The sequence below is a fragment of the Ferdinandcohnia sp. Marseille-Q9671 genome, assembly GCF_976954385.1.
In genome coordinates this window covers 1,110,691-1,123,391 of sequence record NZ_CDRJTA010000004.1, presented here as the reverse complement: position 1 = coordinate 1,123,391, position 12,701 = coordinate 1,110,691, and the positions used below count along the sequence as shown (strand labels likewise).

Genomic DNA, 12,701 nt, shown 5'->3' with positions numbered 1-12,701 from the left:
ACCTACATGTAAATGTGAAGATGGCATTAACAAATTGTAATGCCGTCTTCACATAAGTTTACGATTCAAACAAATCTAACAAAGGTGTGATATTGTGAATTTTAAAAAATCAATAATTTGGTCATTGATCTTATTTTTAGTTGCTTCATCATTGTTTTTAGGTGAAGGTAGAATAACAGAGGCTGCGGTAATTGACTCTATACCAAATACCACAAGAGAATTTAAAGACTATGACAATAGTTTTCTATCAGTTACTGGTTATGCATCGTTAGGAGTTAATGACAGAAGTAAATACATTGATACCTCCTTTTATCGTCAGGTAAAAACAGAAAGAGAATTTTTGCAGGCTATTTTGGATGCTAAAAGTGGAAGTGTGAAAGTAATCGAGGTAGCGAAAGATTTGAACTTTGGGTGGTCCAACCTAAATTTAAGTAAAGAAGAAGCAGCTAAATATCGATTTATCACAAAATATCGTGATCCAATGAACGGATTTACAAATCCAAACTTGGCTTCCTCCGGTGTCTCACAAATGAATATTGATGGTATTGATGGCCTAACTATTTTTTCAAAGAAAGGCAAAACAATTAGGTCTGTAGAGTTAAAATTAGCTAGATCTACAAATGATATTATCTTTAGAAATCTGAAGTTTGATGGCATGTGGCAATGGGATGATACTGGAAAACATAAGGAAGTAGGCTGGTCATTTATTAAAGTAAATGGTGCGAATAATGTATGGATCGACCATTGTAAATTTACCATTGCTTCAGATGGATTAATTGACACAGAGAACGGTGGTTCTAACATTACCATTTCATGGTCTCAATTTGGTTTACCTGCAAGTGAAAATCCAGCACAAGATAGTGATATTTATCAATCCATTCAGTTTATGGAGGAAAAATATGCTGCAAATGAACTGAATTCTGATAGTGTGTACAATAATATGCGTAATGGCGGTGCGACAAAAGAACAGATAATGGCTTATGCAGCCTATCACAGTAAGGTGCACTTAACTGGTTCCGGAGATAAAGACTATACGAACTATGTGAGTGGTAGTGGAGTAGATTATAAAGATGGAAATCAGAGAATCAGATTAACACTAGCCTATAACACGTATACCAATGTTGGTCAGCGAGTACCGATGATACGACAAGGAACGGGCCATGCATACAATTTGTACCTAGACAATTCTACACATCAAGATGTGTTGGAGAATGTAAGTGCAATTGCGGAATATGGCACAGACAAACTTTCACGTGCGTTAAATGCGAGGAACGGGGCATCAATCGCAGCAGATACGTCCGTATTTAAAGACATTAACGAGCCAATCACAGGTGCAGAAATTCAAGGTTTAGATATATCTAACATGAACCAACAATGGGCTGAGTTATTCCATGATGCGTATAACAGAAATTTAATTGTAAATTCCAAAATCACCAATCAATATGGAACATATACAGGAAGCAGTTGGGACAATAATGGGGAAAATCTATTTACAAAAGGATTTACTTGGCATGACAAATCAACAATAGGAAATTGGGCATGGTCTTCTCATATTGTGGGAAGTGAAAATATGAGTAAAATGAATCCACCAACTGAACCTTTTACGTTTGAATATAAGTATAATGAAGAACTACCTTATACCTATACTGTTCTTCCTTTAGATAGTGTTGTAGCAACACTTACAAAGCATGCAGGGGCAAACAAAGTGAATATGAGTCCAATAGGTTGGTTAAAAACAACTTATTAATTAGTAATGTTTGATTTATAATTGCGGGTTAGGGAAAACAGTAAAGTGAAAGTATAAAATAATAAGAGTTTTTAAAAAACTTGTTGACAAGTAAATGCTTTCGATGTAACTTAGTAACTACAATTAAATAACAGATGAATTCTTATCTAGAGAGGTGGAGGGACTGGCCCTTTGAAGCCTCGGCAACAGACTTTGAAGTACTGTGCCAAATCCTGCAAGCCGTGAGCTTGAAAGATGAGAAGAGATGAATAAATTTACATTAAAACTCTCTTCTTTTGTGAAGAGAGTTTTATTTTTGCCAAATTTCAAGTAATCATTGGTCAACCAAGGTACTGAAGGGAGATGGAAAATGAAATACAATGTTTCGTTTGAAAAAGGAAGACTCTCCAAAAGTGGAAAATAGAAAATAAAATACTATGCCGATTAGACAACTAAAGGCATCTTTATCCAAACGCTTCTTTTGAGGTTGTTGGAATAAAGATGCCTTTTTCTGTCTTTTTAGAAGAAATTATGAAACCAACCAAGATCAGAGGAGGATAACAAGTTGATTAAGTTTGAGGAAGTAAGCAAAGTTTTTAGTTTCGGCGGGAAGGAGGTTCATGCGGTACGTAATGTTTCATTAACGATTTCAAAAGGAGAAATCTTTGGGGTAGTAGGATTTAGTGGAGCTGGGAAAAGTACATTGCTCCGACTCGTAAATTTACTAGAACGTCCAACATCGGGAAGGATATCGATCAACGACGTAGATATATCTAGTATTTCTCAAGCAAATCTCCGGAATTTGCGGAGAAAAATCGGGATGATTTTTCAATCTTTTAACCTCTTTAACTCTCGTACTGTTTATGGAAATATCGCTTATCCTTTAAAGCTTGCCAAAATGCCAAAAGAGCAAATTGACAAACGAGTAAAAGAATTACTTCAATTTGTTGGATTACAAGATAAGGCAGATCAATACCCAGAGCAGCTCTCAGGTGGACAAAAGCAAAGAGTCGGTATTGCAAGAGCATTAGCGACATCACCAGACGTTCTTATTTGTGATGAAGCCACTTCTGCGCTGGATCCCGAGACAACCGGAGAAATCCTTCACCTATTACGGAAGGTGAATGAAGAGTATAACATTACAATATTGCTTATAACTCACGAGATGCATGTAATCCGTAGCATTTGTCATCGAATGGCCGTGATGGAAAATGGTTCGGTAATTGAAGAAGGAAATGTTTATGATATATTTTCGAATCCACAATCAAAAACGACGAAAAACTTTATTAGTTCTGTACTAAACGATAAGCTTTCTAGCAAACTTCTAGAAAAATTACGAACTAGTCATTCTGCAAATTTGTATCGAGTGATTTTTACTGGGGCAGCTTCGAGTGAGCCAATCCTATCACGAGTTACAAGAAAGCATGGGATTGATTTTAACATTATCTATGGAAGTATTAACGAATTACAGGATCAATTATTTGGTAGTTTGATTGTTGAGTTTCAGGGTGCTAGTCACCTCATTCAGCAAGTCATTACTGAGCTCAAAGAAATTGTGGAAGTAAGGGAGGTGATTAACCATGAGAGTTGATTGGACTACATTTTGGCCACGTATTGTCGAAGCAACTGGAGAAACAATTTTGATGGTCATTTTCACGTTAATTTTCTCAAGCATTATCGGGATCGCAATGGGCGTACTCTTTTTTGTCACACGTAAAGGAAACATATTGGAAAATAAATATATCTTTTTCTTACTTAACCTATTAGTAAACATTGTTCGTCCAATCCCTTTTATTATTTTACTAGTTGCGCTTAGTCCCTTAACTCGAGCAGTAATGGGAACTACCATTGGAACGGCAGCAGCAATTTTTCCTATGACGATCGCTGCATGTTTTGCGGTCGCCAGGATCGTAGAGAGTAATCTTGTCTCGGTAGAACCAGGAATTATTGAAGCCGCACAGGCTATGGGTGCAAGTCCATTACGGATCATATTTGGCGTACTTATCCCTGAAGCGTTGGGTCCCCTTATTCTAGGTCTCACCTTTGTAACGGTTGGGCTTGTTGATTTCTCAGCAATGGCTGGAACAGTTGGCGGCGGCGGATTGGGTGACTTAGCCATGACATATGGCTATCAACGATTTGATACATCAGTCATGATTGTAACAGTTGTAATCTTAATCCTACTTGTTCAAATTGCACAGTTTTCTGGAAACTTTTTATCTAGATTCTTTTTACGAAGATAATTAAAAAAGGAGAGATACAAATGAAAAAGCGGTTGATTATTTTCTTATTCATGGTGTTTTTTGTTTCATTACTTACAGGCTGCACTAACAGTACATCCGGAAAAAACCAAGAGGTAGTAAAGATTGGTGTGACAGGTGCTGATGGACCTTACTGGAAGCTTATCGAAGAAAAAGCAAAGAAAAAAGGGATCACAATTGAGTTGGTTGAGTTTTCCGACTACATACAACCAAATAATGCGTTAGCAAATGGAGAAATTGATATGAATTCGTTCCAGCATCTTGCTTTTCTAGGTCCGGCTAACGTAGAGAATGGGTATACGATTGTTCCGATAGCATCTACGACAATTAACCCAACAGGGATTTATTCTCAGAAATATGATGATTTATCAGACATACCAGACGGGTCACAAATTGCCATTTCAAACGACCCTGCAAACCTTGGAAGAGGCCTTCTTTTATTAGAAACTGCAGGACTAATTGAGCTAAAAGAGGGTGTTGGTATATACGGTACATTAGATGATATTGCGAAAAATCCAAAAAACTTAGAAATTGTTCCAGTTGTTTCGCAACAAACTGCACAGGCACTTCAGGATGTTGCCGCATCACTAATCAATAATGGGATTGCTGGTCAGGCTGGTCTGAATTTTAAGGATTCGTTATTATACGACGATCCAGAAAGTGAAGAAGCAAGACCCTATGTAAATGTATTTGCCGTTCGCGAAGAGGATAAAGACAATGAAACACTCAAAACGATTGCCAAACTATATCAAGAAGCTGACGTGAAAGAGGCCGTCATAGAAGATACAAAAGGAGGAAGTATTGTCGTAGATATCCCCGCGGAAGATCTTCAAACGACTTTAACACAGTTAGAAGATTTCATAAAGAATCGCCAATAAAAAGGGAACATGAAAGATTTATAGGTTTAATAATCTAGTAAAGGAAGTGGTAATTTTGGTAAAACAAATACGACTAAATGCATTTGATATGACCAGTGCTATGCACAATTCACACGGGCTTTGGAAGCATCCAAAAAGTGAACGACATACCAGGTACAAGGATTTGGACTATTGGATAGATTTAGCAAAATTATTAGAACGAGGAAAGTTTGATGCCGTATTTTTTGCAGATGTGCTAGGTATTTATGACGTTTATCAGCAAAGTAAAGACCCTTCCATACGTGACGGAGTTCAGGTGCCATTAAATGATCCAGCTTTTGTAGTACCAGCAATGGCAAGTGTAACAGAACATCTTTCTTTTGCAGTGACAGTAAGTACTACTTATGAGCATCCGTTTGGCCATGCTAGAAGGTTTTCTACCTTAGACCATCTTACAAAGGGAAGATTGGCATGGAATATCGTGACTTCCTATCTTCCTAATGCAGCAAAAAACTTTGGTTTACCAGAAATGCTCAAGCATGATGCACGCTATGATTTGGCTGACGAGTTTTTAGAAGTCTCATATAAGCTATGGGAAGGGAGCTGGGAGGACAATGCTATCATTGGGGATGTTGCTAATGAGGTCCTCGTGGATCCGTCAAAGGTACATGAAATAAATCATGTAGGTGAGTATTTTTCAGTAGAAGGACCTCATTTAAGTGAGCCTTCCTTACAACGAACCCCTGTTCTATACCAAGCAGGTACGTCGGAACGTGGCAAGGAGTTTGCAGCTAAACATGCAGAATGTGTATTTATTGGAGGAACAGTAGAAAAAATAAAATCTTCTATTCATGATATCCGACAAAGAGCGCAGAAGTATGGTCGAAATCCTGACCATATTAAGGCATTTACTTTTCTGAATGTTATTGTAGGTGAGACCACTGAACAAGCAGAGGAAAAGTATCAGGAAATTGCTAGTTATTGGAGTGCTGATGCGGCAAAAGCCCAATATGGTGGCTCTAGTGGTTACGATTTATCACAGTATACAGATTTAGATAGTCCTTTTGAATACAAACATACCGAACACGGGCAATCAAGGGCAGCCTCCCTTACAAAGGATGCACCTAAAAAACTAACAGTTAGTGAAGTGTTAAACCGATTTGAAACACTAGATCGGAATCATATTCTTGTAGGAAATCCGCAAGAAGTGGCCGATGCGATTCAGTTTCAATTCGAGGAGAGTGGTGTAGATGGCTTTAACCTAGCACATCTTGTCACACCAGAAACCCTAAAGGATTTTGTAGATTTGGTCATTCCTGAATTACAGAGACGCGGAATCTATAAAACTGAATATAATCAGGGAACCTTTAGAGAAAAGTTATTTGACCACGGGAGTTCTTTATTACCTAGCGATCATCCAGGAAGTCAGTATCGGAAAACAGCCATTTTGGAAGGGAAGTAATATTTCAATTGTTACTAGAAATGGGGAGATTTTATGAAATATAAAACAATAGGAGATACGGGCATTTACGTATCAGAGTTGTGTTTCGGGACGATGTCTTTTGGTGGGATAGCGGATGAAAAAACTTCTGAAGCCATGTTTAACCGTTGTCGGGAAGTTGGGATTAATTTTTTTGATACAGCTAATATTTATAATGAAGGAAGGGCCGAAGAGATACTTGGTAAGTGTATAGCGGATTGTCGTGATGATATTGTGTTAACATCTAAGGTCGGCCTTCCTTCTGGGGTTGACCGAAACGAAGGTGGAGCATCAAGAAGACATATTTTTCTTTCGATTGAAAAAAGCCTAAAACGTTTGGGAACAGATCGCATTGAATTTTACTTCCTCCATCGCTTTGACGATAAAACAGATATTGAGGAAACACTTATTGCATTAGATGATTTACAAAGACAAGGTAAAATACTATATCCTGCCGTTAGCAATTGGGCAGCCTGGCAAATTGCAAAAGCTCTTGGTATATCAGAACGAAAAGCTTTAGCTAAATTTAAACTTATTCAACCGATGTATAATCTAGTGAAAAGACAAGCGGAAGTTGAAATACTACCACTTGCTAAATCGGAGCAACTTGGAGTAATTAGCTATAGCCCATTAGGTGGAGGACTATTAACCGGTAAATATGGGAAAGCAGAGAAGCCTAAAGAAGGGAGACTACTAGAACAACGAAATTATCAACTGAGATACGGCCGAGAAGATTATTACGAGACTGCTGATCGATTTACACAATATGCAGATGAAAACGGATATAATCCAACTTCTCTTGCTGTCGCATGGGTGAAAAATAATCCGAGTATTACTGCGCCAATTATTGGTGCAAGAAACCTAGAACAATTGGAGCCATCACTTGATTCTATTCATATCTCTTTAGAAAAGAGTCAGTGGGAAGAAATTGCTTCCTTGTCCAACACTCCGCCTTTAGCTACAGACCATCATGAAGAGGAAGGAGTAGGTAAAAGGAAATAGGATAAGGAAACCTGTAGCGTGACACGCACTGCTGCAGGTTTTAATTTTGTGAAAGTATATAAAATGATACATTCTATGTGATAGAACTGAATCCTAGGTGAGGAAATAAATAACATAACCATAATGCTAATCTAAATAAATATTAAAATCATTCCTTCCGCTTGAAGGAAAGAACATTTGTTCTTATAATAAAATTATAGAACGAATGTTCCTATTTCGTTGGAAGGGGAGAGAAATATGAATCGAACTACTAGGAGGACAAAAAGAAAGAGAACACTAGAATTCATTGAAATTATTAAATTATACGAGGGAGGGCATGAAACATCTGAGATTGCAGAACTTGCTAATGTGTCTTCTAGATACATACGCAAGGTACTATCAGAACATCATGTAGAAATGAGGCCATTTGGTAGCTGGAAACGTCAGTATAGCCTTAATGAAAATTATTTTAAAGAATGGTCAAATAATATGGCATATATCTTAGGTTTTATTCTTGCAGATGGCTGTATATCAGGCGAAACACAGACTGTTACAATTTCTCCAAAAGAACCGGAGATTCTAGATAAGATCAAAAAAGAGGTAGGATCTAATCAGCCATTGCAACAAAATAAGAAAACAGGTGTTTATTTATTAAACCTAAATAGCAAGATATTAAAAGAAGATTTAATTACCTTACACGGCATTACACCAAACAAATCATTAACCGTGCAATTTCCTAACGTACCAAAAGAATATTTGAGCCATTTTATTAGAGGTTATTTTGATGGAGATGGAAGTGTTTATACAAGAGGTTATTTTGTCAGCTTTGTTGGAGGCTCAATAGATTTTATGATTACTTTAAAGGAACTACTAGGATATCATGGATTTGAATCCCGTATAATACATAAAGGTAAACATTATCGTTTATATATTAGCGGTAGAAAAACTATTAAAAACTTCCATGATTGGATTTATGAAAATAAAGATATATATTTAGAACGGAAATTTAACTCTTTTCCTGATAAAGATCTAAACTCAAACATATTAAAAGATGCAAAATTTAAGACCAATAAATCTGCTGTTATTGAAAGAAAGAATATATTTATTCAAGCCTATACAACTAACCAATGTTTAGAAACTGCTTGTGCTAAGGCAGGTATAAAAAAAGAAACACTCTCTAATTGGATTAAAAGCGATAATGAATTTAAACTTACAATTGACGAACAAAATGAAAATAATAATAACCAGGAAAACTATGAGTAGGCGGGTTATCGAATTCACCTATTTCCTTTTAAAAATAATCTAGCAGACATAATATCTACTAGATTTCGACAGGAATCGATTTATCATAAACTTCCTATAATTATAGAAACGGGATAGTTATTTATACGGTGTGTCAAAGTCAGTTATGTTTATTAAACATAGCCGTTTTTATAATGTCTTTTAAATTAAGATGTTAAACCTGTTATCAAATTAAAAGTGGAAGCAAAAGATGAACTAAAAGCATTTTACCACATTTCATTTTAAATAAATCGAGATTACGTCGAGGAAAATGTTCTAGAAATATCCCGTTAGAAAACTTTATGTCTTTCGTTAATTATGGAAGTAGTAGTATGTGCAAAATAGAACTATTTACAATAAAAACAATTATCGAAAAATAGTTAGGGGTTGAAGTGGACATAAAAAAGATGACTTCGGAAACTTACCGAAATCATCTTCTAGTTTGTTAAACCAGTACCAATTTCTCTTTTAATAATGAAAACTCTATAAAATAATTAGTTTTAGTGAGAAAATAGTACCCTTTAATAATCCTAATTTGTTTAACTTTCATAAATAGATTTTCTTTAAAGAAGATAGATTAAACTTGCAACTAAAATATCACCCGCTTATTTAATCCTTTCATCATTACCATGTCATATATATAACCAATTTCAGCAATAGGTATAGTAATCGAATAATTTTTTTCGATAGATGAGAAGGATGTCTTGACAATATTTATAAAATTGTGTTGTTCATTTTCGAAGTAAATGATATTTGGGTAACTGTCAATTGGACGTTGAGTTACTAATCTTTCTACCAAGCAGCACAAATGTATATACATACTAATCCTAGTTGCATTTGTGAATACAATTTGTAAAGCCTCTTGTAAATCATCTAAGGCATCACTAAGATGCTCCATTAATTGATTTGCATTCAATATAGTCAGGTGGTTTAAAACACTTTGTAATGAAAAATACTTTATCATATTATTATTAATCTTTTTAATACTCTCCTCATCAATAAAAGGAATTAAGAGATTTGTAAGTTGATCCTCTTTGTATCCCGAAATAATGTCTTCTAAAGCAATAAATGAAATTGTATCTATCTCCGGATTTGCTGTACCAACGATGCAAATAACATTAAAATCGTGAAAGACAGCCTCTTTTTCCTGATTATTTTTCAAGCTAGAGTAATCACATGCAATAATGTGGATGTCTTTTCCCTTAAAGCTTTTTTCAAGTAAGTCTTTAATTTTTCTAGCCGTTCCAATACCTGTTACACATGTAGCGATTATTGCTTTTGGTCGCTCCTTAACTTTTGGATAAAATATCTTATATTGTGGCTTATGGACATGTGTAATCTCTTCAACAATATTATTAATTGATATCCCTTTTAGAATCTTTTCTCCTGCATCTATTGCTAGTTGAGTTGTTATATTGTTAACTACAGCAACGGTTGAGTGTTGTAAAGAATCAAGATGCTTATATATATCAACTAAAGATCCCATATCAACAAAAATAATAATACCTTTTGATATATCAACATTTTTTAAATAACTGTTTAATTGTTTACCAATTTCATCTGGTTCAACTTGTAGTGGCATGTCAAAAGGTTTAAACATTTGTTTTTTTAAAATACGATTAGCTACATTTGCTATGCTACTAGCTGTTGAGAAGCCGTGAGCTAAGATAAGGCATTGAATGTTTTCTACAATTAGCTGACCTCGCAAATCGCAAATAAATATTACAAGGATACACTTGTCTAAAGGAGAAAAGTGAAAGTTAAAGGTTTTTGAAAGCTCTTTTGCAAGTATGTCAATAATTTCCCACTCGGTCTGAAACTTTTCTTGAAGATAATTTACTAATAACTGACTTTCACTCATTCCATAAAATACTCTTTGATTTGAGCAGTAAAAAATAAAATGTGTCAATGCAATTATCGTATTTCCATTCATTCTAGACCAAATTTCTGATGAATTATTATTTTCTTTGTGAAGAGAAACTAATTGCTTTAGGAATTGGTGAATGACAATAAACTCAATTCTCTTAGTTTGATTTGTTGATGCAAATATGATCTTATCCATGAAGTGGTTTACAAAATGTCCAACCCGGTCAATGTAATATAAATTATTTTCTTTCATTGAATCATTAAATTTTGATATCAGATGATTATATAGCATTTCTAAATCAGTTTTAAATTTTTCAGTATGGGGATCTGGATGAAGGGTATTATCGATGTTTATGGGTATAAAATGGTCAATATAATGTCTATAATTCTCTCCTTTTAAAGCATTATTCATGTAATTATGTACTTCATTTGATGGTAAATGTTTAAGAGTTATTTGTAGCTTTTTATTTCTTCCTTGCTCTAGATTTTCTGAATAGGCTTTTGCACATGAATAACGGATAATATTTTTTAAAGTACCAACATTTCCTTCATAGCTCTTATTCATAAAGAAATCTAATACATTCGTGTGAAGACTTACATTTAATCCCAACTCCAAACTTTCTTTTTGATAAAAAGTTGTAATTAAAAGATATTTTTCTTCTGTAGATCTGTTAATTAACGAAGGGATCTCAACGACAATTGGGATTCTCCTAGTTAGAGTAGGTAAGAATACCTCATTTGGATTTTCAGTTGTAGCAAATATAAGCCGAACATTAGCTATTTTCCACTGATTATTATCACCTAATCTGTGAAATATACCTTGATCCATAAAAAGAAAAAGTTTTTCCTGGCATTCTGGTGTTAAACGATGTGCCTCATCAAGAAATAAGACCCCTCCATCAGCCTTCTCTATAAGTCCGATATTATCTTTATCTGCACCAGTAAAAGCACCCTTTTTGTATCCAAATAAATTTCCCGTTACAAGTTCTGGGTTATTTGCATACTCAGCACAATTCATGGTGATAAATGGTGAAATTTGTTTAATTACCTTTTGATTAATTGCATGCTGATGAACGAGAGATGCAAGATAACTTTTACCAACTCCACTTTCCCCAAGTAATAATACCGGTAACCCTTTTGGTGGGTAACAAATAGCTGCTTTACATTGTTCAACAGCCGGAAAAAGACTTTTATCCCATCCAATTAATTTATTAAATGCGTTTATACTTGTTTTTCTTACTAATCCAAGTGCTTCTTCTAAATCACTAAACTGTTGGAACTCTCTATATTCTAAGTAACAATTAAATAAACTTTCAATAGATTTTCTATGAAAAAAATAAACTGGTCGGCTGTTAATCTTAATTAATACACCTTCTTTTACAAGTGAATTTAGATATCGACTAGCAGCAGTTCGATCTAGTAATAGTTCTTTTGCAATTTCCATGGTGTCCATGGCATTTTCGAGGCTAAGTGATTGGGATTTAATATTTTCTACCTTCTGTTTAATTAGTAGTTCAATTTGTTTTTTCATTAATATCACATCCTCTATTACAGAAATAATTGAATCTAAAATTTATCCTCCTTTATTTACCTAGCAAAAAGTATGCCAATATCTGTGATTTCTTATTTTTTCCTATACAATAGCGAAAACTTTTAAACAGCGGCACTTCCTTGCACACTAAATTGTATTTTATGAATATTTTAACTTGTGTGATTATTTTACATTATATTTATTGATTTTACTAATATTAGTTACTTCTAAAAAAGTACGCACACAACTTGGCATGATATTTGCATTAAAGATAGTTAGCCTAACACAAAAGAAATGGAGTGACTTAAGACATGTGGAAATTTATCATTGCCACTCACGGAGACCTAGCAAAGGAACTAGTAAATACTGTTCAAATGATAACTGGGTTAGGTAAAGATTTTAACTATTTATCAATGAAGGAGGATACAAGTGATGAAGAAATTAGAAACAGCCTAGAAAAATCGATAACAAATCTAAAAGAGGGGGATTCAATCTTAATATTAACGGATATTTTTGGAGGAAGCATAACCAATATTTGTACGAATTATCTAACTAACGGAAATGTCCATATCGTTTCTGGAGTAAATCTCCCTATGTTATTAGAGTTGGTTAATATGCAGAAGGATATCCCAATTGATGAGATGATTGCATCCTTAGTTAATCAGTCAAAAGAAAGTATTATTCATATCAATAAACTTTTAAGGAAGGAAGTGTAGTA

The 12,701-nt window shown here is 34.6% G+C and carries 9 protein-coding genes and 1 riboswitch; of the genes, 8 read left to right on the top strand and 1 reads right to left on the bottom strand.

Annotated features, from left to right (window positions below; translation table 11 throughout):
- Positions 1-94 precede the first annotated feature (94 nt).
- The 7 genes from ACWNMY_RS20775 to ACWNMY_RS20745 all read left to right on the top strand — a co-directional run bounded on the left by ACWNMY_RS20775 (position 95) and on the right by ACWNMY_RS20745 (position 8,568).
- Complete coding sequence (locus ACWNMY_RS20775) at positions 95-1,747, top strand: hypothetical protein (protein ID WP_449540152.1); 1,653 nt, start codon at positions 95-97, stop codon at positions 1,745-1,747.
- Positions 1,748-1,886: 139 nt separating this feature from the next.
- Positions 1,887-1,988, top strand: a riboswitch (SAM riboswitch).
- Positions 1,989-2,291: 303 nt separating this feature from the next.
- Positions 2,292-3,317 (top strand): methionine ABC transporter ATP-binding protein, encoded by a 1,026-nt coding sequence (locus ACWNMY_RS20770; RefSeq protein ID WP_449540151.1) that lies wholly within the window; start codon positions 2,292-2,294, stop codon positions 3,315-3,317.
- Positions 3,307-3,969 carry a methionine ABC transporter permease gene (locus ACWNMY_RS20765; protein ID WP_449540150.1) on the top strand — a complete coding sequence of 221 codons (663 nt, stop codon included), beginning with the start codon at positions 3,307-3,309 and terminating at the stop codon, positions 3,967-3,969. Before ACWNMY_RS20770 ends, ACWNMY_RS20765 begins: the two co-directional genes overlap by 11 nt.
- A gap of 20 nt (positions 3,970-3,989) precedes the next feature.
- A complete protein-coding gene (locus tag ACWNMY_RS20760) occupies positions 3,990-4,865 on the top strand; it encodes a MetQ/NlpA family ABC transporter substrate-binding protein (protein ID WP_449540149.1) in 876 nt (291 codons plus the stop codon).
- Between the two features lie 55 nt (positions 4,866-4,920).
- Complete coding sequence (locus ACWNMY_RS20755; RefSeq protein ID WP_449540148.1) at positions 4,921-6,306, top strand: LLM class flavin-dependent oxidoreductase; 1,386 nt, start codon at positions 4,921-4,923, stop codon at positions 6,304-6,306.
- Positions 6,307-6,339: 33 nt separating this feature from the next.
- The gene (locus ACWNMY_RS20750; RefSeq protein ID WP_449540147.1) at positions 6,340-7,326 is read left to right on the top strand and encodes an aldo/keto reductase; all 987 of its coding nucleotides are present in this window, start codon (positions 6,340-6,342) and stop codon (positions 7,324-7,326) included.
- Between the two features lie 237 nt (positions 7,327-7,563).
- On the top strand, positions 7,564-8,568 hold the full coding sequence (locus ACWNMY_RS20745; RefSeq protein WP_449540146.1) for an LAGLIDADG family homing endonuclease: 1,005 nt from the start codon (positions 7,564-7,566) through the stop codon (positions 8,566-8,568).
- A 607-nt stretch (positions 8,569-9,175) separates the two neighbouring features.
- On the opposite strand, the gene ACWNMY_RS20740 is transcribed toward ACWNMY_RS20745, so the two are convergent.
- A complete protein-coding gene (locus ACWNMY_RS20740) occupies positions 9,176-11,983 on the bottom strand; it encodes a sigma 54-interacting transcriptional regulator (protein WP_449540145.1) in 2,808 nt (935 codons plus the stop codon).
- A 311-nt stretch (positions 11,984-12,294) separates the two neighbouring features.
- On the opposite strand from ACWNMY_RS20740, the gene ACWNMY_RS20735 reads away from it, so the two are divergent.
- The gene (locus ACWNMY_RS20735) at positions 12,295-12,699 is read left to right on the top strand and encodes a PTS sugar transporter subunit IIA (RefSeq protein ID WP_449540144.1); all 405 of its coding nucleotides are present in this window, start codon (positions 12,295-12,297) and stop codon (positions 12,697-12,699) included.
- The last annotated feature ends 2 nt before the right edge of the window (positions 12,700-12,701 follow it).